The sequence below is a fragment of the Streptomyces sp. NPDC001515 genome (genome assembly GCF_053597115.1).
Genome location: NZ_JBSFHN010000022.1, coordinates 31954 through 55422, shown reverse-complemented (window position 1 = coordinate 55422; position 23469 = coordinate 31954). Strand labels below are relative to the sequence as shown.

Sequence of the window (23469 nt, the reverse complement as noted above, 5' to 3'; positions counted from 1 at the left end):
CTCAGTGCCCGGCGGCGTACGACACGAACCCGGCCCAGGCGGTCTCGCCGAAGGCGAGCCGTGGTCCCGGCACGTCCTTGGAATCCCGGACGTGCACCGCGCCGGGGGCGGCGGCGACCTCGACGCAGTCGCCTTCGTTTCCGTTGCTGCTGTAGCTGCTCTTGAACCAGGCCAGTTCGGAAACGTCCCGCGCGGAAGTCCTGCGGATCATGTCTCTCCCAGAATTCGCTCGATGAGGGCCCGGCTCGCTCGGGGTGTGTGAGCCTCGGCCCGGATGGTGCCCCACCGCAGTTCCAGGATACGGAGCTGCCTGGCATCGGTCACCCGTCGGCCGTTGAAGGCCCCGGGGGAACGGCCCACTGCCGTACCGTCGTTGAATTTCAGCACGTCGATGTCGCCGTCCATTCCCGGGTGCGCCTCGCGATGTGTGGGCATTACCTGGAGGGTTACATGACGCAGCTGCCCGATCTCCAACAGCCGTTCGAGCTGCCTCCGCCACTCCTCCCTGCCGCCGATGGGGCGCAGGAGTGCCGACTCCTCCTGGACGAAGCTGAGCGCGGGTGCGGGTGATCGTTCGTAGATCGACTGCCGGGCCATGCGCGCGGCGACCATGCGCTCCACTTCGTCCTGCGTGTACGGCGGCTGCCGGGCCTCGAAAAGCGCCCGCGCGTGCCCAGGGGTCTGCAGGAGCCCATGCAGTCCGTGCGCCACATAGGCCGCGATCTCAACAGCCTTGGCCTCCACACTTGCCAGATCCCGCACCTTCTTCGGGTACCGAACTGCCGCCACATCCGCCTTCATCGCCGCAATCTTCCCGCCCGCACCGCAGATCTCGTCCACCTTGTCCAGGAACTCCGGGCGGGGGATGCGCCGTCCCCCTTCAACCTTGTAGACCAGGTCCTCCCCGTACCCGATCAGCGCTCCGAACTCACCGGCGCGGAGGCCGGCCGCTTCGCGCCACGCCTTGATCTGGCGGCCGACAGCGGCGACGACCGCGACGCCCGACTCGTCGTCGGGGTCGACGTCCCAGCCGGGCTCGTCCGCACTGCCGTTGACCTGCTCCGTACCGGCCCCGTCCACACTCATCCGTGCCCCATTCCCGACCGCGCGTGTGCTGGTGTTCCTCAACCGCGTCTGTTCCCCGCAGGTCACTCCGGACAGCCGGGACAGCGCTGGACAAGCCCGGGACAATCACCGTACGCAAGGGCTGTGTCACTGGGCACGGTATGCGGAGGCGGCCACGCTGAGTGATGTGAACCAACAAACCGCCACCCTTCACCAGTCCACCGCTGAGCGCACGTTCACCGTGCTGCTCTCCCCGACCCGGCGCGGGGCCCGCCTCGCCCGGCTCCTGGCCGTGGCCCATCTCGATCTCTGGGGGCAGCCCTCCGCGACGGCCGCGCAGGTGGTCGCGGAGCTGGCCGCCAACGCGGCGCTTCACGGCCGGGTGTCGGGGAGGGACTTCCAACTGCGCCTGGTCCTGGTCACGGAGACCCGGTTGCGGATCGAGGTGACCGATACGCGGGGCGACAGCCTGCCCGCCATGGCCGTTCCCGATCCGCTCGCGGAGCGTGGGCGGGGGCTGCTCATCGTCGAGGCGCTGGCCGACCGGTGGGGTGTGGTCCGGGGGCCGGTGCCGCGCAAGACGATCTGGGCGGAACTCGACCTCGTACGCTGACCGGCTTCACCGGGTCGTGGGCGGCCACGACTCGGTGCGCCGTGTTCCGGCGTACCGCGACGTGGTTGGCCACGACGTCTGAAGGCTTTTAAAGAACTTGGGAAATAACCTCACCAAACCCGACCCCACCCCGTCCTGACCTGCATCACTCGCGCGGGTGAACCCTGCCAACTGGGCTGGATTTCGTACCGGTTGGCTGGCATATGCTCGCCGCGACAACCCCAGAACGTGAGCGGCCCCGGACGGGAATGACAATCCCGGCCAGGGCCTGACCACAAGGAAGAAAACCGCTTCCCCATGGATTCCCAGCAGGTTATCGCGCCTCCGCGCGCCCGGCAGGGCCCTCCCGGCCCCCAGGCCCCGCACGTCACGCCGACCTCCGGCGTCATCCACGTCAACGACCGCCACACCAGCGGCTTCACGGTCATCGGCAACCACCTCGCCCAGCACCGCGAACTCTCCCTGCTGGCCATCGGTCTCGCCGCCCACATCCAGTCGCTGCCCGCCGGGGCCCAGGTCGGCATCAAGTCGCTGGCCGCCCGTTTCCCGGAGGGCGAGGCACGGATCGCGGAGGCGCTGCGCGAGTTGGAGGGCAAGGGGTATCTGCACCGGAGCCGCGTACGTCTGCCCGATGGGCGCGTGGTCACCCGGACGGTCTCGTACAACCGGCCGCGTACGACGGGCCCCATGGCCACGGCACTCCGGCCCCGACCGCGTTCGCTTCCGTGCCCTCGGCCGGAAGCCCAGCAGGGGCCGCATCCGGAGCCGGAACGGCCGCTGGTGCCCTCGTCGGAGCCGGAACTGCATCCGGAGCCGCAGCCCGAGCCCCAGCCCCAGCCGGAACCCGAGCCCCAGCCGGACCCGCAGCCCCGCCCCGCCGCCCCGCCCGCCGTCCACGTACCCGCTCCGACGGGCGCCCCGCCCGCCGTCCACGTACCCGCCCCGACGGCCCCCAGGCGGCAGCCCCGCCCGCTTCCCCAGCCCCTGACGCCGACGCCAGAGCTGTACCGGACCGCAACGGCGGTGCTGGCGGATCTGCGGCGTCACGCGCCGCAACTCAGCCTGACGGAGCGAGAGATCGAGGAGCTGGCACCGGGCGTCGCCGCATGGCTGGAACGGGACGGGCATCCCGAGACGATCCGCCGGGCGCTGACGAGCGATCTCCCGGTGCCGGTCGCGTACCCGTCGAAGTTCGTCCGCAGCCGCATCGCCGCGCTGCTCCCACCGCCTCTCCCCGGCAGCGCGGATCTCGCGCCGCCACCGCGCCGCAGGGTGCTCGTCATTCCCCTCCAGCACTGCGATGGCTGCGACCGCGCGTTCCGGGCGAGGGAGCCGGGTCACTGCCGTGAATGCCGTACCCGCTCGTCCCCGGACCCGCACGCGACCGCCGCCTGACAGCGACATCCCCTCCCGGAACGGACCCCCATGGTCAGCTCACCCCACGAAGCGATGCACCGGATCTTCCAGGAGCACCCGGGGCTCTTCTCCCGTGTCTCCGAAGTCCTCGGCATCGACATCCCACCGCCCACGTCAGCCACGGTCCTGCCGAACGACCTCACCGAGAACAGCCCGGTCGAACGGCGCGTCGACACCCTTCTGCGCATCGAGACCGAGCACGACGGCCCGTTCCTCCTCGCCGTCGAGGCGCAGGGCAAGAAGGATCCGCGCAAGACCACCAGCTGGCCGTACTACGTCAGCTATCTCCACAACCGGTACGGGGCCCTGCCGGTCCTCCTCCTGGTCGTCTGCCAGGACCACACCACCGCGATGTGGGCCGCCCGCCCCATCACCATCGGCCTCAGCCAGTGGCCGACGCTGATCCTCAACCCCCTCGTCGCCGGTCCCCACAACATGCCGGTGATCAAGGACGTGGCCGAGGCCCGCAAGGACCTCGCCCTCGCCACGCTCGCCGCCATCACCCACGCCGATCATCCGGACGTCGGTGCCATACTGAAAACGCTCTCCGCCGCGCTGCGGGACACACCCGAAACCCTCACCGACCCCATCGTCGAACTCACCGCACAAGGCCTGGGGACCCGCCCGGCCGCACAACAGTGGAGGAACCTGGTGGCCGTGGACACTTCTTTCTACAAGTCCTTCATGTCCGAGGAAATCCGCGACGAGGGCCGGGCCGAGGGGCGCGCCGAGGGGCAGGCCGTCAGTCTCCTCCTCATCCTCGAAGCCCGGGGGGTCCCGCTCAGCGAGGAAGACCGGCAGAGGATCACCACCTGCACCGACCCGCAGCGGCTGAGCCAGTGGCTGAAGCGCGCCGCGACCGCCACCACCTCCGACGACGTCTTCGCCCCGGCCACCTGATCACGGCCCGCCCCGAGCGCTACCGATCGGTCTCCACGACATCGGCCACCACGCAACTGACGTTGTCGGGGCCGCCCGAGCCGTTGGCGAGGGCGATAAGGGCCTGGACGGCCTGGTCGGGGGTGGTGGCCGTGGTGAGGACGCGGTGCAGTTCGGGGGTGGGGACGACGGTGGAGAGGCCGTCGGAGCAGAGGAGGTAGCGGTCGCCGCTCCGGGCGTCGTGGAGACGCAGGTCGGGGGCGGAGTCGGCTTCCGCGCCCAGGGCTCGGACCAGGAGGGAGCGCTGGGGGTGGGAGGCGGCCTCCTCGGGGGTGATCCGGCCCTCGTCGACCATCGACTGGACCATGGTGTGGTCATGGGTGATCTGGGCGAGGTCACCGTCTCGCAGACGGTAGACGCGTGAGTCACCGATGTGGACGAGGCCCAGTTGCGAGCCGGTCCAGAGCATCGCCGTGAGGGTGGTTCCGGATGCGGTGGCGGACGTACCGGTTCCGGTTCCGGCTCCGGCTCCGGTGGGAGATGTATCCGGGACGGCGGCGTCGCGGACGGCCCGGCGGGCCTCCTCGACGACGTCCTCCAGGGCGTTGAGGAGGCCCCCGGCGGGGATGCCGTCGGCTTCGAGGTGTTTGAGCGCGTCGACGGCGGCCGCCCCGGCGGGGGCTCCCCGGTCGCCCCAGCCGTCGGCGACGGCGAGCAGCCGGTTCCCGGCGTAGGCGGTGTCCTGGTTGCTCTCGCGGATCAGGCCCCTGTCGGACAGGGCGGCGCAGCGGATCTCCAGGGGTGCCGTGGTCGAGGACATGGCGGGTTCCTTCCCGGACAGGTGGTCGACGAGGAAGGCGGCCAGATCCCGCCGCGCGGCGGTGTCGGCCTCGACCCGGGCCCAGTACGCGCGGACTTCCCGGGCCGCCTCGGCGGTGTCCAGGGCCCGTACGTGCCGGATCAGGGCCAGGGGCATGCCCAGCCGCCGGAGCCAGGCAACCAGCCGGGCCGCCTCCAGTTGTTCCGGGGCGTAGAGCCGGTACCCCGTCACCGGGTGGACGCGGGCCGGGGGCAGCAGGCCGAGTTCGTCATAGAGCCGCAAGGCCTTCTGCGAGAGCCGGGACGCCTTCGCGAACGCCCCGATCGTCAGCAGCTCCATGCCTCTCCTTCCTCGTACCGGGCACGCCGCCCGGCACCACCGATGCTGTGGGCTGCCCCAAGGGGAAGGTCAACCCGCCGGGGATCCGCCATTCGGCCGTTCCACTGTTCGGCCGTTCCCCCGGCCGGCCGGGACGCCGATCCACCCCTCAGGACTGCTCGTCGCCGAACGCGAGGTACCGGCCGATGACTTCAGGTTGTCGGAGGTGAAGGACCACTCCGCCAGGGCCGAGCGCAGCTCCGGATCGGTCAGCTGGCCGTGCCGGGCGACCTCGTCGGGGCACTGCCTCCTGCGGACGTTCCAGCGGAGGTGCGTGTGGAGGTTCCTGCGGGGGTGCCGCGAGGCGATGCCATACGTGGCCGCAGCCGTCGGCGCGGAAGCGTTCCCGCCGGCGTTCGTCCGCGATGGCCGGCGCCGCGATGAGCAGCCGGAATGCCTTGAGGCGCTCGTCGCCGCCGCCCGGAGTGCGGCGTGCCCCGGCGTACCGCGCAACCTCGTGATGTGGAAAGCCCCGAACCCGCCCTCACCGCTTCGGATCTGCACATGGTGATGTGCCGTGCGATGTGCACCTTTACCTGTACGCCGTGCTGAACTGCACTGTTAATGGGGAGTCGAACCCCGCGCTGCTCGTCACGCACCAGGAGTGGACCGGAATGACCGCCGGCCCTCGGCTTGTGCACGCCTCCGAAGCGACTACCCGCTCCACATCGTGTGCGCCTGCCGGGCCGTCAGTCCAGCAGGTCCACCTCCCAGTTCGTCCGCTGGATCAGCACGTCGACCTCGCGGATCTCCCGCGCGAGGACGTCGGCCCGACCCCGCAGCTCCGCGACCGGAAGCGCGGCCAGCATCAGCAGCTCGGACCGGAGCTGCCGCCCGTGTCCCCGCCCCCCGCTGCCGGCCGCCGCGTCCGCCGCCGCCGTGACCACGGAGTGGCGCAGCCGCAGGACGTCCCGGCGGGCGAGGGCGTCGGTGAGCGTGCCGCCGGATTCCAGCTCCACGGTGGCGTTGGTCCGGTTGATCCGCCGGATCAGCGTCTCCAGTGTGCTGAGCACCTCACCCGCCTCGGCCAGCAACTGGGCGGCATCCTCGGCGGGCGTCTCCCCCTCCTGATACCGCGCGCTGCCGGCGATGCGGGCGCGCAACTGCTCCACGCGACGCGTCGCCGCCGCCCGCTCGGCCAATGCCTCGGCAAGCTTCACCGTGCGACCTCCCCCTTCGCCAATGCGCCCGAGTATAGGAGTGAGGGCTGGGCTGACACGGGAACGCCGGGGAGCAGGGGGGAGGGGCAGAGCAGCCAGGGGGGTGTGGGGCGGCGGGCGGCGAAGGGGCCCGGGCCCGTCCGAGTGGTTCGGCGCACTTTTGCAAGCGAGTGCTTGCAAAAGTTAGCGGGATGGGTCCAGTATCGGGGCATGGCCTCACTCAACGTCGGCAATCTCGGCGACTACCTGCGCGAGCAGCGCCGCAGTGCGCAGTTGTCGCTGCGGCAGCTCGCGGATGCCGCCGGGGTGTCGAATCCCTACCTCAGCCAGATCGAGCGCGGACTGCGCAAGCCCAGTGCCGAGGTGCTCCAGCAGGTCGCGAAGGCGCTGCGGATCTCGGCCGAGACGCTGTACGTACGGGCCGGGATCCTGGACGAGCGGGAGCGGGAGGAGTTGGAGACGCGGGCGGTGATTCTGGCCGATCCGTCGATCAACGAGCGGCAGAAGAGCGTGCTGCTCCAGATCTACGCCTCCTTCCGCAAGGAGAACGGGTTCGAGGACGAGCCCGTCGACGGGGCCCCGGGCAAGGAGGGGCGTGCGGACGGGCCCCTCAGTGTCGACGGCCGTGCTGCCGATACAGGTGACGCGGCCCGAGAAGCGACGGACCCCGACGGGCCGTCGGCGGAACCTCCGCACCGCGCCTCGTAGCGCCCACCACCCTCAGACCGAGCTGATGATCCGGGAGGACCACAGTCATGGCCATCACCGATGACCTGCGCAAGACCCTCACCGACCCGACCCCCCTCTACTTCGCCGCCGGTACGGCCGATCTCGCCGTGCGGCAGGCCCGGAAGGTCCCGGCCCTGCTGGAGCAGCTGCGGGCCGAGGCGCCCGAGCGGATCGAGGCCGTACGCAACACCGACCCCAAGACCGTGCAGGAGAAGGTGGCCGGGCAGGCCAAGGAGGCGCAGGCCACCCTCCAGGCCAGGGTCACGGATCTGATCGGTGCCTTCGACACGGATCTGAAGAAGCTCGGCGAGAGCGCCCAGGACCTGGCCCTGCGCGGGGTCGGCGTGGCCGCGGAGTACGCGGTCCGCGCCCGTGAGACGTACGAGAAGGTCGCCGAACACGGCGAGCAGACCGTCCGCACCTGGCGCGGCGAGCCCGCCGACGAGGTCGTCGAGATCGCGGTCGTCGAGCCGCGCAAGGAGGCCCGTCCGCGCGCCGGTTCGGCGACGGCCACGGAGGCCCGGCCGGCCAAGTCCGCCCCCGCGAAGACGACCGCTCCCGCGAAGACCGCCGCTCCCGCAAAGCCGGTTGCCGCCAGGCCCGCCCCGGCCGCCAAGCCCGCGCCCGCCAAGCCCGCCCCCGCGGCGAAGACGGCCAAGGCGGAGGACAAGCCGGCGTCCGCGAAGAAGGCTCCGGCGCGCAAGCCCGCCGCGAAGAAGACCACCCCGCCCGCCAAGTAGCCGGTGCCGAGGCGCCGTGCCGTGCCCGGCGCAGGTGTGCCGGGGCGGCGGGCGGGCACTTTTCAGGGGTGCCCGGCCGTTGTCCCGGTACCTTGGCCGCGAGGGCTCATCCACTGACTAGGCGGTGCACATCATGTTGCTCGAAGGCTTCACGACATTCCTCGGGCTGCTCTCCCTGGCCATGCTGCTTCTCGCCGCTGTCGCGCTGATCATGGCCGCGATCGCCCGCGAGGACGCCTACCGCGCCGCGGACAAGCAGAAGAAGTCCTTCTGGCTGATCATCCTCGGCATCGTCGTCGTGGTGAACCTGGTGCCGCTGGGCAGCCTCCAGCTGATGCTCCAGATCGCCGGCCTGGTCGCGACCATCGTCTTCTTCGTCGACGTACGGCCCGCGCTCAAGGCCGTCTCGGGCGGTGGCCGCGGCGGCCGTCGCGGCGGTTCCAGCAGCGACGGACCGTACGGCCCGTACAACGGCGGTCGCTGAACGCTGATGCCGACCGCCGGCGACGGACCCGGACCGTACGGGCCCTGCAGCGGCGGTCGCCGACGGTGGATGCCGAATCGCCGATGACGGATCTGGAGCCGTACGGCCGCTACGACGGCGGTCGCTGAGCGGCTGCCGTTGACGCCTCCCCGGGGCGCGGGCGCGGAATGCTCCGGCCCGGTCCGGGCCCCGGCGGGCGCTGGCGGGCGGAATCCCGGTGGCGGGCGGTCTCCCCGCCCCGGTCGAGGAGCAGGACGGCGACGTCGTCGGTCAGCTCGCCGCCGTTCAGTTCCCGTACGTGGGTGACCGCCGCGTCCAGCAGGTCCTCGCCGGTCAGCCCCTCGGCCAGCTGGCGGTTGATCATCGCGACCATGCCGTCCTGGCCCAGCCGCTGCGTCCCGCCGCCGACGCGGCCCTCGATCAGCCCGTCGGTGTACATCATCAGGCTCCACGCACCGCCCAGCTCCACCTGCCGGCGCGGCCACCGCGCCCTCGGCAGCAGTCCGAGCGCCGGGCCGCCGTCCTCGTACGGGAGCAGCCGCGCCGCCCGTCCCCGGCGGGCGATCAGCGGGGCGGGATGGCCCGCCAGGCACAGGCCCGCCCGCCGGCCGTCCGGGGCGATGTCCACCGTGCAGAGCGTCGCGAAGATCTCCTCGCTCTCCCGCTCGTGCTCCAGGACCTGCTGGAGCGTGGAGAGCAGTTCGTCGCCGCACAGCCCCGCCAGGATCAGGGTGCGCCAGGCGATCCGCAGTTCGACGCCGAGCGCCGCTTCGTCGGGGCCGTGGCCGCACACGTCGCCGATCATCGCGTGCACGGTGCCGTCCGGGGTGCGGACCGTGTCGTAGAAGTCGCCGCCCAGCAGGGCCCGGGAGCGGCCGGGGCGGTAGCGGGCCGCGAAGCGCAGGTCCGAGCCGTCCAGCAGCGGGGTGGGCAGCAGTCCGCGTTCCAGGCGGGCGTTCTCCTGCGCGCGCAGCCGGGACTCGGTGAGCTGGTGGTGGGCCACGTCGGCGCGTTTGCGCTCCACGGCGTAGCGGATGGCGCGGCTGAGCAGCCGGCCGTCGAGTTCGCCCCGGAAGAGGTAGTCCTGCGCGCCGACCCGGACCGCCTCGGCGGCCAGTTCGGCGTCGTCCTCGGCGGTGAGCGCGAGCACGGCGTGCCGGGGCGCGATCCGCAGGACGTGCTTGAGCGTCGCGAGCCGGTCCGTCTCGTCCTCGGTGCCGGCGGGTGCGGCGGTCGCACGGGTCTCGCTGCCGGCCGGCAGGGCCAGGTCCAGCAGGATGCAGTCCACGTCGTCGGTGAGCAGCCGGCCGGCCTCGGTCAGATTGCGGGCGGCCCGGATGCGGACGCGGACGCCGGCCGCCGCCGACAGTTCGGGGACGGTGATGGTGCCCGACGGGTCGTCCTCGATCACCAGGAGGGTGAGGTCGGTGCCATTGCCGGGCTCCGCAGCGGACGCGGAACGTTGCTGCGGTACGGGTACGGGCATCGGTAAAGGTTTCCTTCCCTCCCCCCGAGGGCGCGGCGGGTCGACGATCGACGACCCGCCGACGGGGACGATAGCGGTACCGGATGCGGGAACGGAATGGCGTACCGCACTCGGCCGTTGGCATATGCCGAGCCATAAGCCGCGTCAGGTCACGGATCCGGCGCGATGGGCCCGCCCCGGGCTGTCCGGGAGGGCATGACAAAGGTCACGCCGGGCGGATGAACCGCAGTGGCGCCGCTCACGTGGGAAGCGGGCGGAAGGCGGGCCTTCCGCCCGTGCGTCCGGTAAGCGCGCGGGAGACCGGCCCCGCTCACCGGTCCGGACGCCCCCGCTCACCGGTCCGGACACTCCCGCTCACCGGTCCGACCCCGCTCATCGGTCCAATAGATCGCGGGAAGCGCCCCGGCTCACTTGTCCGGGCGGACGACTCCCAGGATCTCCATCGAGCCCGCCCCCGCGACCGTGACGTTGCGGCCCGGACGCGGGGCATGCACGATCGCGCCGTCGCCGATGTACATGCCGACGTGGGTGGCGTCGCGGTGGTAGATGATCAGGTCGCCGGGGCGCATGTCCCGGATCGCGATGTGGGGCAGCAGCCGCCACTGCTCCTGCGAGGTGCGCGGGATGGGGCGGCCGGCCGCCGCCCACGCCTGGGAGGTCAGCCCGGAGCAGTCGTACGACTTGGGGCCCTCGGCGCCCCAGACGTACGGCTTGCCGATCTGCGCGGTCGCGAAGGCGACGGCCTTCTTGCCGGCCGGACTGGCCTCCTGGCTGATCTCCTTCAGGATGCCGGAGCCCAGCCAGGCGGTCTGCGCCTGGTACTCCTGCTCCTGCTCCAGCTGGAGCAGGCGGTCGCGCTCCTTCTTCTCCAGCTGGTCCTCCAGCTTCTTGGCCGCCGCGATCTGCTCGTTGATCCTCTTCTTGGCCTTGGCCTGCTTGACGCGGTTGGCCTCCAGCTTGGTCCAGTTGATGCTGGCGTCCTGGGTGTAGGTCTTCAGGTCCTCCTGGGTCCTGTTCAGTTCGCCGAGCAGCCCCTTGGTGGCCTTCTGGCCCTGACGGGCCCGGCTCATGCCGTCCAGGAAGAGCTGGGGGTCGCCGCTGAGCATCAGCCGGGCGCCCGGCGGCAGGCCCGCGTTGCGGTACTCCTCGCGGGCCTGGGCACCGGCCCGCTGCTTCAGCTCGGCGATCCTCGCCTGGCCGGCGACGATCGCCTGGGCCAGTTTGACGATCTCGCCCGACTGCTTCTTGGCCCGCTCCTCGGCGAGGTTGTACGCGTCCGTCGCGGCTCCGGCGGCCCGGTAGAGCCCGTCGATCTCCTGGCGCACCTCTTCGAGGCTCTTCTTCACGGGCGGAGCGGACGGACCGGATGACGTGGGCCCGGGGTAGGGGGTTCCGGGGGGTGCGGGAGCGGCGAACGCCTGGACCGGCGCGGCCAGTACGGCCAGCGCGCAGACCAGAGTGATCGCGGCAGCGGCACAGTGGCGTCGGTACACGAAGCTCCCCCTCCGAGCGGAAAACAGAATCTGATTTACCGTCAGTAACTTGTGGTTCCCGACGAGATCGTGCCATGCCCTACCGAAAAGCAACAGAGGAAGACACATCCAGCCCCCAGTTCACAGGGACGAGCGGGAGTGCCCGGCCGTTCCCGCGCCGGGGAGTTTCCCGCTGTTCTCCCGGCGTTGGCGCGCAGGTGGGCCGGGGCCGGTGTCAGCCGCCGGGCCGCAGCGCCCCCCAGGCCACCGTCACCTCGCCCTGGCGCCACCGCCGCTCCCCGTCCCTCAGCGGCCAGTCGGCCGCCAACGCGCGGACGGCCGCGATCCAGCGCTGCCGGGCGCCGAGCGAGGCGTACGGGGCGGCCGCCGCCCACGCCCGGTCGAAGTCCCGCAGGAAGGCGTGGACGGGTTCGCCCGGCACATTGCGGTGGATCAGCGCCTTCGGCAGCCGTTCCGCGAGGTCCGAGGGGCGGCCGAGCGAGCCGAGCCGGGTGGCGAACGTGACCGTACGGGGTCCCTCCGGGCCCAGCGCCACCCAGACGTGGCGGCGGCCGATCTCGTCGCAGGTCCCCTCCACGAGCAGCCCGCCGGGCGCCAGCCGCTCGCACAGCCGCCGCCAGACGGCGGCCACCTCGTCCTCGTCGTACTGGCGCAGCACGTTCGCCGCCCGGATCAGGTCGGGTCGTCGCGGCAGCGGGACCTCGAAGCCGCCGTGGAGGAAGGTCAGCCCCTCGCGCTCGTACGGGCGGGCCGCCTCGACCCGCTCAGGGGAGATCTCGATGCCGACGACCCGGGTGCGCGGTTCGGCCGTCCGCAGCCGGGCGAGCAGTTCGACGGCGGTCCAGGGCGCGGCCCCGTAGCCGAGGTCGACCGCGACGGGGTCCTCGGCGCGGCGCAGGGCGGGGCCGTGCACGGCGGCGATCCAGCGGTCCATGCGGCGCAGCCGGTTCGGGTTGGTGGTCCCGCGCGTCGCGGTGCCGATCGGGCGCATGACACAGAGCGTAACGATCCCGCCGGACGGCCGGCCCTGCGGCGGCCGGTCGTACAGGGGGCGGTGCGGGCTCCGGTGCGACGCGCCGGAAGTCTAGGGTAATGATTTGGCAAAGCGGAAATGAAAGGACGCACTCCGCTGTTCGACACCTTCGAAGGGCGGCTGTGCCCCTGAGGCGGCATGCCGTGCGACGCAAGCAGAAACGTACGTCGGCGGAGCCGGAGCCGGTGCCCGTGCCGGTGCCCCGAGCGAGCGAGGAGGACCGGACGACGTGAGCCAGTACGTCTCCCGACTCGGCGGCGGCCGGGTCGCACCGCGTCTCAGGTTCCCCGCCGGTCTCACCGGTACGTTCACGGGCGGCCACCGCAGACCGCGCCGGATAGCGATGCTCTCCGTGCACACCTCCCCGCTCCACCAGCCGGGGACGGGCGACGCGGGCGGCATGAACGTCTACATCGTGGAGCTGGCCCGGCGGCTGGCCGCGATCAACATCGAGGTCGAGATCTTCACCCGCTCCACCACCGGCGCCCTGCCGCCGGCCGTCGAGCTGGCCCCCGGCGTGCTCGTCCGGCACGTGGACGCGGGGCCGTACGAGGGGCTGGCCAAGGAGGAGCTGCCCGCCCAGCTCTGCGCCTTCACGCACGGTGTGATGCAGGCGTGGGCCGGCCAGCGCCCCGGCTACTACGACCTGGTCCACTCCCACTACTGGCTCTCCGGGCACGTCGGCTGGCTCGCCGCGCAGCGCTGGGGCGTCCCGCTCGTCCACGCCATGCACACCATGGCCAAGGTCAAGAACGCCTCGCTCGCCGAGGGCGACACCCCCGAACCGGCCGCCCGGGTCATCGGCGAGACCCAGATCGTCAGCGCCGCCGACCGGCTGATCGCCAACACGGCCGAGGAGGCGGACGAACTGGTCCGCTTCTACGACGCCGCGCCCGCCTCCGTCGCCGTCGTCCACCCCGGCGTCAACCTGGACCGCTTCCGCCCGGCCGACGGGCGCGCCGCCGCGCGGGCCCGGCTGGGGCTGCCGCAGGACGCGCTGATCCCGCTCTTCGCGGGGCGCATCCAGCCGCTGAAGGCCCCGGACGTGCTGCTGCGGGCCGTCGCCGTACTCCTGGACCGGGACCCCTCGCTGCGCTCCCGCATGGTCGTGCCGGTCGTCGGCGGGCCCAGCGGCAGCGGCCTCGCCAAGCCGGAGGGGCTTCAGAAGCTGGCCGCCCGCCTGGGCATCGCCGATGTCGTACGGTTCCATCCGCCGGTCGGACAGGACCAGCTCGCCGACTGGTTCCGGGCCGCGTCCGTGCTGGTCATGCCCTCGTACAGCGAATCCTTCGGCCTGGTCGCCATCGAGGCCCAGGCGGCCGGCACCCCCGTCGTCGCGGCGGCCGTGGGCGGTCTCCCGGTCGCGGTCCGCGACGGAGTCAGCGGCTTCCTGATCCCCGGGCACGACCCCGAGGCGTACGCCCGCGCGATCCAGCGGTTCGCCGCCGCGCCGGAGCTCGTCGACCGGATGGGCGCCGAGGCCGCCGCGCACGCCCAGCGCTTCGGCTGGGACACCGCCGCCGGGGCGACGGCGGACGTCTACACGGCGGCGATCCACGACCACCGCCGCCGGGTCCGCACCCACCACGGCTGAGCCTCCTCCCCGTGCGCCCCGGCCCGTGCACCCCGCTCCCGGCGGACGGGCGCGGGCCGGCTGACGTACGCTCGATCCATGGCTGACGCACCCGAGGAAGCGGCAACACCGCAGGTCGCCCCCGCGACACAGGCCGTCCACGCGGACCGGGTCGCCCGGGTCATCGAGACGACGCTCGCGGACGCCGGACTCGACTGGGAGAGCCCCGAGCCCGGCAGCTACGTCGTCCAACTGCCCGGCACCCGCAAACTGGCCACCACCTGCTCGCTGCGCGTGGGACGGCACTCGCTTTCCCTCAACGCCTTCGTCATCCGCCACCCCGACGAGAACGAGGCGGCCGTTCACCGCTGGCTGCTGGAGCACAACCTGCGCCTCTTCGGCGTGAGTTACGCGATCGACGCGCTCGGGGACATCTACCTCGCCGGCAAGCTGCCGCTCTCCGTCGTCACGCCCGAGGAGCTGGACCGGCTGCTGGGCTCGGTGCTGGAGGCGGCGGACGGGGCCTTCAACTCCCTTCTGGAGATCGGTTTCGCGAGCGCGATCCGCAAGGAGTACGCGTGGCGGGTGTCGCGCGGCGAGTCCACGCGGAACCTCGACGCGTTCGCGCATCTCATCCGGCGTCCGTCGGCCTGAACCGGGCCCCGGCGTTCCGATCCTGACCCCATCGTTCCAATCCGGGGCGGTCCGGGGCCGTCCGGGGCCGTCCCGGTGATCACGACGTCGTCACGATCACGCGTAATGCCCAGGTCAAGGGATTGCCAAACCACAGCCTGCTCATAGAGTTGGCCCACCCCCACGAAGCGCGAGGCCGCGCCGATACCGGCGCCGGCCGCCTTTGTGCTGGGCGGAACATCCCGAGACCAGAAGGACGGGCCATGCGACCCACTGCCCTACGCCGTACCGCCGTTGCCGCCTCCGTGCTGTCGCTGGCCCTCCTCACCGCGTCCTGCGGCTCGGACGGCGGCGACAAGGACAAGGAGAAGGACGCCGGCAAGGCGGGCTCCTCCGCCTCCGCCGCGCCCGCCGAGAAGCCGGCGGCCAAGGCGCTCACCGCGGCCGAGCTGGAGCAGGCGTCGCTGGCCCAGGGCGACGTCAAGGGCCACAAGATCACCAAGGCCGGACCGGCCGACGCCATCACCGGCGACAAGGTCACCGCCGACAAGGCGGAGTGCGACGTGTTCGCGGACGCCCTGATGGGCGTCAAGGCCGGTACGCCGGCCGCGTCCACGCAGCGCAAGGTGATCAGCGAGCCCAAGAAGCCCGCGGGCAAGGAGAGCGAGGACCCGGCGGAGGCGTTCAAGGCGGCGTTCGACATCACGACGACGCTGGCCACGCTCGCCTCGTACGACGGCACGGGCGCCGCCGACACCGTCGCCGGACTGCGGACCGCCGCCACCTCCTGCGCCTCGGGCTTCTCGCTCACCGCGGCCGGCTCGAAGCAGAAGGTCCTCAAGATCGCCGAGGTGCCGGTCAAGGGCGCCGAGGAGGCCGTCGCCTGGACGGTCACGGTCGAGGCCGAGGGCGAGACCAGCGCGATGAAGCTCATCGAGCTGCGTCAGGGCGGCACGGTGGCTTCGCTGACCTCCATGAACCTGGGCGCGTCCGGCGCGGGCGGCGACTTCGACCTGCCGACCGCCGTCATCGACGCCCAGGCGGGGAAGCTGGCCTGACCCCGCGTCGGACGCAGGGGGCCCGGCCCCTCCGTCACGGCAACGGCACCAGCCGCACCACGGTGACGGTCAGGACCGAACCGGAGACGTAGTAGAGCACGATCGCCCCGGCGACCGTCGCCTCCCGGCGATCGTGCTCCCCCTTGACGGCGGACGAGCCGTGCCCGTACGGGTCGCGTCCGAGCGTGCGCGCCATCTCGTCCCGGAAGGCGTCGCCGTCCCCCATCTTGGCCAGGGTGTCGTCGGCGGGCGGTGCGTAGGAGATCCGGAAGCTCAAGCGACGCTCCGCCTCTCGGCCTCGTCCTGCGCCAGCCGGTCCAGGATCCGCTCGGCCTCCGGATCCGGCACCGCCTCCAGCATCCAGTGCCGCATCACGGCCTGGATCTCGTGCACCCCCGCCTCGTTGATGGCGCGGTCGAACTCCTCGCGTCTCGCCTCCGGCAGGGCGTCGCGGATGGCCGGAATGCTGTTCGGCACCTCGACCTCGGCACCACCGACAAAGGTCTTGAGGGGTTCACCCATCACTGCTCTCCCCGCTTCTGCCCCGCTCTCTCCTTACCCCACGGTATCCGCCCCACCCCCACAACGCCGCGACCCCCGCCACGAGTTGCTCGCGACGGGGGCGGGGTGCGGGGGGCGGGCCTTGTCGACCTCCTCCCGGCCGTCCTGCTGCGGACCGGCCTGGGTAAGGTGCACGCGATCTGCGGTGGACGGTCTGTCCGCAGGATTCCAGGGGTGGGAACGTATGAGAACGCTGTGGGTCTGTGGTGCGGTTCTGGGGCTGGCCGTTCTGGTCGGCTGCACCAGCACGTCGGAGGCGTCCGGGGGCGCGTCGCCGGACGCCTCGCCGGCCGTTTCGCCCTCGTCAGTGGTGCTCACGATCAACGGCAGCATCGACGTCATGGTGGGCGACGACCCTTCCGCCCAGGTATCCCAGCCCTGCACGCCGCCGGCGCGCGCGAAGGTGAAGATCGGGCAGGAGGTCCGCGTCACGGACGACCAGGGCTCCGTCCTCGGCACCGGGAAGATCACGCGCGGCCACACGAAAGGCAACGCCACCGTCAAGATGTGCTCGGTCGGCTTCTCGTTCCGGATACCCGGTGCGGCCGAGAACTACCGACTGATCATCGGTCACTTCGAACCGATGCCGTACACCCGCGAGGACATCGGCCGCGGACTCCACTTCTACCAGACGGACGACGGCGCCCTGGCCCCGTACTGACCCACCGAAGGCCACGGACCAAGGCTGGCCCGGCGCGCGAAAACGCCCCCGATCCGCACGGTGTGTGTGGTTCGGGGGCGTGATCGTGGGTGGGACTACTTCTTGCCCTGGTTCTTCACGGCCTCGATGGCGGCCTTCGCCGCGTCCGGGTCGAGGTAGGTGCCGCCGGGCTTCAGGGGGCGGAAGTTCTCGTCCAGCTCGTAGGCGAGCGGGATGCCCGTGGGGATGTTCAGGCCCGCGATGTCGGCGTCGGAGATGCCGTCGAGGTGCTTGACCAGGGCCCGGAGGCTGTTGCCGTGGGCGGCGACGAGGACGGTCTTGCCGTCGAGGAGGTCGGGGACGATGCCGTCGTACCAGTACGGCAGCATGCGCGTGACGACGTCCTTCAGGCACTCCGTGCGCGGGCGCAGCTCCGGCGGGATCGTCGCGTAGCGCGGGTCGTCGCTCTGGGAGAACTCGGTGCCGTCCTCAAGAGCGGGCGGCGGGGTGTCGTACGAGCGGCGCCAGAGCATGAACTGCTCCTCGCCGAACTCGGCGAGCGTCTGGGCCTTGTCCTTGCCCTGGAGGGCGCCGTAGTGGCGCTCGTTGAGCCGCCAGGAGCGGTGGACGGGGATCCAGTGGCGGTCCGCGGACTCCAGCGCGAGCTGGGCGGTGCGGATGGCGCGCTTCTGGAGGGAGGTGTGCAGCACGTCGGGGAGCAGGCCGGCGTCCTTCAGCAGCTCACCGCCGCGGACCGCCTCCTTCTCGCCCTTCTCGGTGAGGTTGACGTCCACCCATCCGGTGAACAGGTTCTTCGCGTTCCACTCGCTCTCGCCGTGGCGGAGGAGGATCAGCTTGTACGGTGCGTCGGCCATGGTTCCGAGCGTAATCGAACCCGTACGAGCCGCGCGCGACCGGTCACAGGGCGGACAGGCGGACACCGGGGGAGCGGGGGAAGTGGGAGCGGCAGGCGAGCGGCGGGCACGGGGCGCGGCGACGGATTGACGGGGGGCGTCAATTGAGTGGCCCGCGCCGACCGGGGCTTCGTAATGTTCGGCACGTCGGTGGGCCACTTACGACGTGCCGCCGCTCCTTCACTCCGTACGTCCCTGGGGGGAACCCGTATGTCTGTCACCGGTCTCGGCCGGGCGGCCCGTGAAACCGTCTCCGGCCTCCCACGGGAGTTCTGGTGGCTGTGGACCAGCACGCTGGTCAACCGCCTCGGGGCATTCGTCGCCACCTTCATGGCCCTCTACCTGACCCTGGACCGGGGCTACTCCGCGTCGTACGCGGGTCTGGTCGTCGCCCTGCACGGGCTCGGCGGGGTCGTCTCCTCGCTCGGGGCCGGCGTCATGACCGACCGGCTCGGCCGGCGGCCCACGATGCTCGGCGCGCAGACGGCGACCGCCGTCGCCGTGGCCGTGCTCGGCTTCATGACCCACCCGGTCGCCATCGCCGCCGTCGCGTTCCTCGTCGGCATGGCGAGCAACGCCTCCCGCCCCGCGGTGCAGGCGATGATCGCCGACATCGTCCCCGCGAAGGACCGGGTGCGGGCCTTCTCGCTCAACTACTGGGCGATCAACCTCGGCTTCGCGGTCTCCTCCGCCGGCGCCGGGTTCGTCGCCGAGTACAGCTATCTCGCGGGCTTCGTCGGCGAGGCGGCCATGACCCTGGTCTGCGCCGTCGTCGTCTTCCTGAAGGTGCCCGAGTCCCGGCCCGAGCGGGCGGCGACGGCGTCCGGCGCCGCCGGGGCGCCGGCCGACGACGGTGTCCGGCTGGGCGACGTGCTGCGCGACGGGCGGTTCATGGCCGTGGTCGGGCTGTCGTTCGTCATCGCGCTGATCTTCCAGCAGGGGTACGTGGGGCTGCCGGTGGCCATGGGGGCGGACGGCTTCAGCAGCTCGGACTTCGGCACGGCCGTCGCCGTCAACGGGGTGCTGATCGTGGTCCTCCAGATCCCCGTCACCCGGTTCATCCAGAGCCGCGACCCCCGCCGGCTCCTCGTCGTCTCGTCCCTGCTCGCCGGATACGGGTTCGGGCTGACCGCCTTCGCGGGCTCCGTCGGGATCTACGCGCTGACCATCTGCGTCTGGACCGTCGCCGAGATCGTGAACGCTCCCGTGCAGAACGGTCTGGTCGTCCAGCTTTCCCCGGCCCACGGGCGGGGCCGCTACCAGGGCATGTACACCCTGTCCTGGTCGGCCGCCGCGCTCGTCGCCCCGCTGATGTCCGGCGTGGTCATCGACCGCTTCGGCGCTCAGTGGCTGTGGGGGACCTGCGCCCTGCTCGGCACGGTGGCCGCGCTCGGCTACTGGCTGCTGATACGCGGACTGCCGGGGCAGGACGCCGGGGAGCCCGAGACCGTGGTCCCCGCTCCGGTCCCGGACCGGAAGCCCGCGGTGGAGCCCGCCGCCTGAGGCCGTCGCCTCGGGGGGCGGGGGGCGTCCCGCGCGGAGGTCGCGCGGGACGCCCCGGCCGTCCACTCGTCCGGCCGTGCGTCAGCCGGAGCAGCCCCCGCACTGGCAGGGCGCGCCGGACTGGCAGCCGCAGCCGCAGCCCGAGCCGCAGCCGCAGGCGCCGAGCACGGTGAGGTGCACCGCCTCCGCGGGGGCCTCCTGCGGGGTTCCGGTCGTGGGGGAATCGGCCATGGTTCCTCCTCAAGGCGTACGAAAGGGCCGTACGCCCGAGCGGGGCCCACGACCGGGGCCGCTCGGACAGCCCGTGCGTCCCCACCCCATTGCATGCCCACCCGGACGGGCGCATCAACGGCGCACACGCGCAGGAACACATGTGCGGTTCCATACGCCGCGCGTGCGCCGTCCACGCCCGCTCGCGTACGCCCTACGCGCCCTCCACCGGTGCGGCCTGCTGGATCTCGTCCGCGTGCTCGCCCGTCACCAGGTAGACGACGCGCTTGGCCACCGAGACGGCGTGGTCCGCGAACCGCTCGTAGTACCGGCCGAGCAGCGTCACGTCGACGGCCGTCTCGATGCCGTGCTTCCAGCGGTCGTCCATCAGGTGCTGGAAGAGCGCCCGGTGCAGCAGGTCCATCTCGTCGTCGTCCTGCTCCAACTGGAGGGCCAGGTCGACGTCCTTGGTGATGATCACCTCGGCGGCCTTCGCCATCAGCCGCTGCGCGAGCTGCCCCATCTCCAGCAGGGTGGCGTGCAGGTCGTGCGGGACCGCGGACTGCGGGAAGCGCAGCCGGGCCAGCTTGGCGACGTGCTGGGCCAGGTCGCCCGAGCGCTCCAGGTCGGCGCTCATCCGCAGCGAGGTGACGACGATCCGCAGATCCGTGGCCACCGGCTGCTGCCGGGCCAGCAGCGCGATCGCCCTGGCCTCCAGGTCGTGCTGGAGGTCGTCGACCTTCTGGTCGGCCGCGATCACCGACTCCGCGAGCTTCAGATCGGCGTCGAGCATCGCCGTCGTCGCCCGGCCGATCGCCGACCCGACGAGCCGGGCCATCTCGACCAGGCCCTCGCCGATCGAGTCGAGTTCCTCGTGGTACGCGTCACGCATGGATGTCCCTCTCCAGTCCTCGGAAGCTGTCGTACGGCACAGCCGGGGCCAGCTCTGAACCCCACGGTGCCACCGTGACGGCCGTACGCGTCGGCTTCCGGCCGGTGAAGTGAACCGCCCCTTGCCCCTCGGTGAACTCTGGGCGACGAGTGTTCGGACAGGCACTCGGACGGCTGGGAGAGTGTCCGCGGTGCCGCATAACCTGGAGCCATGGACGTGAACGCGGCGGTCGCCGCAGCTGCAGCGATCGCCGGGGTGTGCACCGGCGTGATCGCCATGCTGGCGTTCCGCTGGAGCGAGCGCGACCAGAAACGGCCCACGCGTACGTCCCTGCGGCCCGACAGCAACGCCCCCCTGCCCCCCGGGGTCGACACGGTCCTGTCCGTGCTCAGCTCCTCCGCCGTCGTGCTCGACGAGAGCGACAGCGTCGTCAAGGCCAGCTCCGCCGCGTACGCGCTGGGACTGGTCAGGGGCGGGCGCCTGGCCGTCGAGCCGATGCTCAACATGGCCAGGGACACCCGCAGGGACGGGGAGATACGCCAGGTCGAGCTGGACCTGCCCCGGCGCGGCACCGGCCGGGGCGAGGCCCTCGCGGTCTCCGCCCGGGTCGCCCCGCTGGGCTCCCGGCTGGTCCTGCTGCTCGTCGAGGACCTCACCGAGGCCCGCCGCATCGAGGCCGTCCGCCGCGACTTCGTCGCCAACGTCAGCCATGAGCTCAAGACGCCGACCGGCGCCCTGTCCCTGCTCTCGGAGGCCGTCCTCGACGCCTCCGACGACCAGGAGGCGGTGGAGCACTTCGCCCGCCGCATGCAGATCGAGGCCACCCGGCTCACCAACCTCGTCCAGGAGCTGATCGACCTCTCCCGGGTGCAGAACGACGACCCGCTTGAGGACGCCGAGCCGGTGCGGGTGGACGAGCTGGTCGCCGAGGCCATCGACCGCTGCCGGCAGCAGGCCGGCTCCAAGCAGATCACCATGGCCGCGGGCGGCACCGCCGAGCTCCGGATATGGGGCAACCGCGGCCAGCTCGCCGCCGCCCTCGGCAATCTCGTCGAGAACGCCGTCAACTACAGCCCCGCCCGCACCCGCGTCGGCATCGCCGCCCGCCGCGTGGTCGTACCGGGCGGGGACGAGATCGAGATCGCCGTGACCGACCAGGGCATCGGCATCTCGGAGAAGGACCGCGAGCGGGTCTTCGAACGGTTCTACCGCGTCGACCCCGCCCGCTCCCGCGCCACCGGTGGCACCGGCCTCGGCCTCGCCATCGTCAAGCACGTGGCCGCCTCCCACGGCGGGGAGGTCACCGTCTGGAGCTCGGAGGGACAGGGCTCCACCTTCACCCTGCGGCTGCCCGAGGCGGGCTCCGTACGGGACCGGGACCGCGCGTCCGGCGGCCCGCTGATCGTCAACGGCGACGAGGCGTCCTCCCTGGACGCCGCACCCGACTCTTTTGATTCGTTCCCTGCCCCGGAGGCCCTTCCGTGACCCGAGTGCTTGTCGTCGAGGACGAGGAATCGTTCAGCGACGTCCTGTCCTACATGCTCCGCAAGGAAGGCTTCGAGGTCGCGATCGCGGCCACCGGGCCCGATGGCCTGGACGAGTTCGAGCGCAACGGCGCCGACCTCGTGCTCCTCGACCTGATGCTCCCCGGCCTGCCCGGCACGGAGGTCTGCCGGCAGCTGCGCAGCCGCTCCAACGTGCCGGTGATCATGGTCACCGCCAAGGACAGCGAGATCGACAAGGTCGTCGGCCTGGAGATAGGAGCCGACGACTACGTGACCAAGCCCTTCTCCTCGCGCGAGCTGGTCGCCCGCATCCGCGCGGTGCTGCGCCGCCGGGGGGAGCCGGAGGAGGTCACCCCGGCCGCCCTGGAGGCGGGCCCGGTCCGGATGGACGTGGACCGGCACGTGGTGACGGTCGGCGGCGGCAAGGTCGACCTGCCGCTGAAGGAGTTCGACCTGCTGGAGATGCTGCTGCGCAACGCGGGCCGGGTGCTGACCCGGATGCAGCTGATCGACCGGGTCTGGGGCGCCGACTACGTGGGCGACACCAAGACGCTCGACGTCCATGTGAAGCGGCTGCGCGCCAAGATCGAGCCGGACCCGGGCGCCCCGAGGTTCCTCGTCACCGTGCGCGGGCTGGGGTACAAGTTCGAGCCGTAGACCGGCGGGACGAGCGAAGCGGATACGGCCGAGGCGCCTCCCGGTGGGGGAGGCGCCTCGGCCGTATGCGCGCGTACGGGGTCCGGTCAGCCGGGCTGCTGCGTGGTGGCCTCGCCGGCGCCCGGGGTGGCCGCGCCACTGGCGCTGCCGGACGGGGAGGCGTCGGCGGACGCGGAGGCCGCCGGGGACTTCTCCGGGAGCTTCGGCAGCGAGCTGGGACCGAAGCCGGTGAAGTAGCTCTCCGCCGGGACGACGGTGACGCCCAGCGCGACCTCGCCGGTCTTGCTGAACGAGAAGACGAGCGGCTGCACATCGCCGTTCTTCGTGGCCTGGTTGCCGTTCTCGATCACGGCGGAGGCGTTGCCCTTGCCGCCGATGACCACCCGGCCGCCGGCCGGCACCACGATCGGGCCCGAGCCCTTGGCGGCGTGCAGCTGCACCGTGCCGCTGCTGCCCTTGAGGGCGATGGCGTTCAGCGTCTCGTCCTGCGTGCCGCTGTTGAACAGCGTGGCGGCGACCACGGCCGGGCCGTTGGCGCCGCGCACGGGCTGCGTGATGACATTGGCGTTCTGGATCTTGATGTCGCCGGACGAGGTGGCGGCGTTGTCCGGCCGGACCTCCAGCGTCTGCGCGTTGTTGCCGGCTCCGCAGGCGGAGAGGCCGGCGATCGAGAACGCGAGGGCGGTGGCGGCGAGGACGCCGTGTCGAAGGCTGCGGCTCACGGCGGCGGCAACTCCTTGAACGAGCGGACGTACGGACGGGGGGCGAGCGGTGTAAAGCCGCCCTAAGGGTGTGTCAGCGGCCAGGTTACCGAGCCGCTGTGAGCGCTCCGCACCCGACCCGCCCCTGTGCGTTCCGAGATCACCGGCGCCCTTACGGCCGCCGCCGCGCCCGAGATCATTCGCACGCCGTTCACAAAACCCGCGTGATCAATTCGCCCCGGCGCCGGGCCCGGCGCTCGCGCCGCTGTTCAACGCGGTGTGGCGCATTCCTCGCGGATAAGCGCGGCCCGCAAATCCGGTGGGCG

General features: G+C 72.0%; 26 protein-coding genes and 1 pseudogene. 13 read left to right on the top strand and 14 right to left on the bottom strand.

The genetic code is table 11. The features are described from left to right. Position 1 precedes the first annotated feature (1 nt). Positions 2-211, bottom strand: coding sequence for a DUF397 domain-containing protein (locus ACWCXC_RS23270; protein WP_450890423.1), 210 nt, complete (start codon positions 209-211; stop codon positions 2-4). Next, positions 208-1086, bottom strand: coding sequence for a helix-turn-helix domain-containing protein (locus tag ACWCXC_RS23265; protein WP_450890422.1), 879 nt, complete (start codon positions 1084-1086; stop codon positions 208-210). The genes ACWCXC_RS23270 and ACWCXC_RS23265 overlap by 4 nt, the downstream gene beginning before the upstream one ends. 166 nt (positions 1087-1252) lie before the next feature. Here ACWCXC_RS23265 and ACWCXC_RS23260 point away from each other — a divergent pair, with 166 nt between their 5' ends. From ACWCXC_RS23260 to ACWCXC_RS23250, 3 genes are all read left to right on the top strand, one after another. Further along, positions 1253-1678 carry an ATP-binding protein gene (locus ACWCXC_RS23260; protein ID WP_450683994.1) on the top strand — a complete coding sequence of 142 codons (426 nt, stop codon included), beginning with the start codon at positions 1253-1255 and terminating at the stop codon, positions 1676-1678. 297 nt (positions 1679-1975) lie between these two features. Then, positions 1976-3073 carry a helix-turn-helix domain-containing protein gene (locus tag ACWCXC_RS23255; protein WP_450890421.1) on the top strand — a complete coding sequence of 366 codons (1098 nt, stop codon included), beginning with the start codon at positions 1976-1978 and terminating at the stop codon, positions 3071-3073. A 30-nt stretch (positions 3074-3103) separates the two neighbouring features. Then, on the top strand, positions 3104-3994 hold the full coding sequence (locus ACWCXC_RS23250) for a hypothetical protein (RefSeq protein WP_450890420.1): 891 nt from the start codon (positions 3104-3106) through the stop codon (positions 3992-3994). 19 nt (positions 3995-4013) lie between these two features. On the opposite strand, the gene ACWCXC_RS23245 is transcribed toward ACWCXC_RS23250, so the two are convergent. The 3 genes and pseudogenes from ACWCXC_RS23245 to ACWCXC_RS23235 form a co-directional block, all read right to left on the bottom strand. Next, positions 4014-5132 carry a MerR family transcriptional regulator gene (locus ACWCXC_RS23245; protein WP_450890419.1) on the bottom strand — a complete coding sequence of 373 codons (1119 nt, stop codon included), beginning with the start codon at positions 5130-5132 and terminating at the stop codon, positions 4014-4016. A 148-nt stretch (positions 5133-5280) separates the two neighbouring features. Continuing rightward, positions 5281-5571, bottom strand: a pseudogene (locus tag ACWCXC_RS23240) (DUF5958 family protein); the annotation flags it as partial. 289 nt (positions 5572-5860) lie between these two features. Then, positions 5861-6331 carry a DIP1984 family protein gene (locus ACWCXC_RS23235; protein WP_450890418.1) on the bottom strand — a complete coding sequence of 157 codons (471 nt, stop codon included), beginning with the start codon at positions 6329-6331 and terminating at the stop codon, positions 5861-5863. A gap of 210 nt (positions 6332-6541) precedes the next feature. Between ACWCXC_RS23235 and ACWCXC_RS23230 the strand changes: the two genes are divergently transcribed. The 3 genes from ACWCXC_RS23230 to ACWCXC_RS23220 all read left to right on the top strand — a co-directional run bounded on the left by ACWCXC_RS23230 (position 6542) and on the right by ACWCXC_RS23220 (position 8284). Continuing rightward, on the top strand, positions 6542-7039 hold the full coding sequence (locus ACWCXC_RS23230) for a helix-turn-helix domain-containing protein (RefSeq protein ID WP_450890417.1): 498 nt from the start codon (positions 6542-6544) through the stop codon (positions 7037-7039). Between the two features lie 47 nt (positions 7040-7086). After that, positions 7087-7800 carry a hypothetical protein gene (locus ACWCXC_RS23225; RefSeq protein WP_450890416.1) on the top strand — a complete coding sequence of 238 codons (714 nt, stop codon included), beginning with the start codon at positions 7087-7089 and terminating at the stop codon, positions 7798-7800. A 133-nt stretch (positions 7801-7933) separates the two neighbouring features. Then, complete coding sequence (locus tag ACWCXC_RS23220) at positions 7934-8284, top strand: DUF2516 family protein (RefSeq protein WP_450683987.1); 351 nt, start codon at positions 7934-7936, stop codon at positions 8282-8284. Between the two features lie 109 nt (positions 8285-8393). Here ACWCXC_RS23220 and ACWCXC_RS23215 read toward each other — a convergent pair whose 3' ends face one another. The 3 genes from ACWCXC_RS23215 to ACWCXC_RS23205 all read right to left on the bottom strand — a co-directional run bounded on the left by ACWCXC_RS23215 (position 8394) and on the right by ACWCXC_RS23205 (position 12254). Next, a complete protein-coding gene (locus ACWCXC_RS23215; RefSeq protein ID WP_450890415.1) occupies positions 8394-9770 on the bottom strand; it encodes a PP2C family protein-serine/threonine phosphatase in 1377 nt (458 codons plus the stop codon). 407 nt (positions 9771-10177) lie between these two features. Next, the gene (locus ACWCXC_RS23210; protein WP_450890414.1) at positions 10178-11263 is read right to left on the bottom strand and encodes an NlpC/P60 family protein; all 1086 of its coding nucleotides are present in this window, start codon (positions 11261-11263) and stop codon (positions 10178-10180) included. Positions 11264-11477: 214 nt separating this feature from the next. Next, the gene (locus tag ACWCXC_RS23205; protein ID WP_450683984.1) at positions 11478-12254 is read right to left on the bottom strand and encodes a class I SAM-dependent methyltransferase; all 777 of its coding nucleotides are present in this window, start codon (positions 12252-12254) and stop codon (positions 11478-11480) included. 271 nt (positions 12255-12525) lie between these two features. Between ACWCXC_RS23205 and mshA the strand changes: the two genes are divergently transcribed. The 3 genes from mshA (at position 12526) to ACWCXC_RS23190 (ending at position 15560) form a co-directional block, all read left to right on the top strand. After that, positions 12526-13890: a D-inositol-3-phosphate glycosyltransferase gene (gene mshA / locus ACWCXC_RS23200; RefSeq protein ID WP_450683983.1), complete on the top strand. Its 1365-nt coding sequence runs from the start codon at positions 12526-12528 to the stop codon at positions 13888-13890. A gap of 78 nt (positions 13891-13968) precedes the next feature. Continuing rightward, the gene (locus ACWCXC_RS23195) at positions 13969-14523 is read left to right on the top strand and encodes a YbjN domain-containing protein (protein WP_450683982.1); all 555 of its coding nucleotides are present in this window, start codon (positions 13969-13971) and stop codon (positions 14521-14523) included. A 242-nt stretch (positions 14524-14765) separates the two neighbouring features. After that, positions 14766-15560: a hypothetical protein gene (locus ACWCXC_RS23190; RefSeq protein WP_450890413.1), complete on the top strand. Its 795-nt coding sequence runs from the start codon at positions 14766-14768 to the stop codon at positions 15558-15560. Between the two features lie 34 nt (positions 15561-15594). On the opposite strand, the gene ACWCXC_RS23185 is transcribed toward ACWCXC_RS23190, so the two are convergent. Together ACWCXC_RS23185 and ACWCXC_RS23180 are read right to left on the bottom strand one after the other, a co-directional pair. Then, a complete protein-coding gene (locus tag ACWCXC_RS23185) occupies positions 15595-15837 on the bottom strand; it encodes a hypothetical protein (RefSeq protein WP_450683980.1) in 243 nt (80 codons plus the stop codon). Next, a complete protein-coding gene (locus ACWCXC_RS23180) occupies positions 15834-16082 on the bottom strand; it encodes a hypothetical protein (protein ID WP_383648274.1) in 249 nt (82 codons plus the stop codon). Before ACWCXC_RS23180 ends, ACWCXC_RS23185 begins: the two co-directional genes overlap by 4 nt. Before the next feature lie 223 nt (positions 16083-16305). Between ACWCXC_RS23180 and ACWCXC_RS23175 the strand changes: the two genes are divergently transcribed. After that, entirely contained in the window at positions 16306-16782 is a 477-nt protein-coding gene (locus ACWCXC_RS23175) for a hypothetical protein (RefSeq protein ID WP_450683979.1), read from the top strand. Positions 16783-16877: 95 nt separating this feature from the next. Here ACWCXC_RS23175 and ACWCXC_RS23170 read toward each other — a convergent pair whose 3' ends face one another. Continuing rightward, the gene (locus ACWCXC_RS23170) at positions 16878-17636 is read right to left on the bottom strand and encodes a phosphoglyceromutase (RefSeq protein ID WP_383648276.1); all 759 of its coding nucleotides are present in this window, start codon (positions 17634-17636) and stop codon (positions 16878-16880) included. Positions 17637-17885: 249 nt separating this feature from the next. Here ACWCXC_RS23170 and ACWCXC_RS23165 point away from each other — a divergent pair, with 249 nt between their 5' ends. Then, positions 17886-19178: an MDR family MFS transporter gene (locus ACWCXC_RS23165; RefSeq protein WP_450890412.1), complete on the top strand. Its 1293-nt coding sequence runs from the start codon at positions 17886-17888 to the stop codon at positions 19176-19178. An 81-nt stretch (positions 19179-19259) separates the two neighbouring features. Here ACWCXC_RS23165 and ACWCXC_RS23160 read toward each other — a convergent pair whose 3' ends face one another. Together ACWCXC_RS23160 and phoU are read right to left on the bottom strand one after the other, a co-directional pair. Next, positions 19260-19409, bottom strand: coding sequence for a hypothetical protein (locus tag ACWCXC_RS23160; protein WP_450682159.1), 150 nt, complete (start codon positions 19407-19409; stop codon positions 19260-19262). A 193-nt stretch (positions 19410-19602) separates the two neighbouring features. Continuing rightward, a complete protein-coding gene (phoU, locus tag ACWCXC_RS23155; RefSeq protein WP_450682160.1) occupies positions 19603-20280 on the bottom strand; it encodes a phosphate signaling complex protein PhoU in 678 nt (225 codons plus the stop codon). Positions 20281-20490: 210 nt separating this feature from the next. On the opposite strand from phoU, the gene ACWCXC_RS23150 reads away from it, so the two are divergent. Together ACWCXC_RS23150 and ACWCXC_RS23145 are read left to right on the top strand one after the other, a co-directional pair. Beyond that, entirely contained in the window at positions 20491-21765 is a 1275-nt protein-coding gene (locus tag ACWCXC_RS23150) for a sensor histidine kinase (RefSeq protein WP_450890411.1), read from the top strand. Continuing rightward, the gene (locus tag ACWCXC_RS23145) at positions 21762-22442 is read left to right on the top strand and encodes a response regulator (RefSeq protein ID WP_383648289.1); all 681 of its coding nucleotides are present in this window, start codon (positions 21762-21764) and stop codon (positions 22440-22442) included. Before ACWCXC_RS23150 ends, ACWCXC_RS23145 begins: the two co-directional genes overlap by 4 nt. An 86-nt stretch (positions 22443-22528) precedes the next feature. Here ACWCXC_RS23145 and ACWCXC_RS23140 read toward each other — a convergent pair whose 3' ends face one another. Continuing rightward, positions 22529-23164, bottom strand: a complete 636-nt coding sequence (locus ACWCXC_RS23140) for a DUF461 domain-containing protein (RefSeq protein WP_450682162.1) — start codon at positions 23162-23164, stop codon at positions 22529-22531. Between the last annotated feature and the right edge of the window lie 305 nt (positions 23165-23469).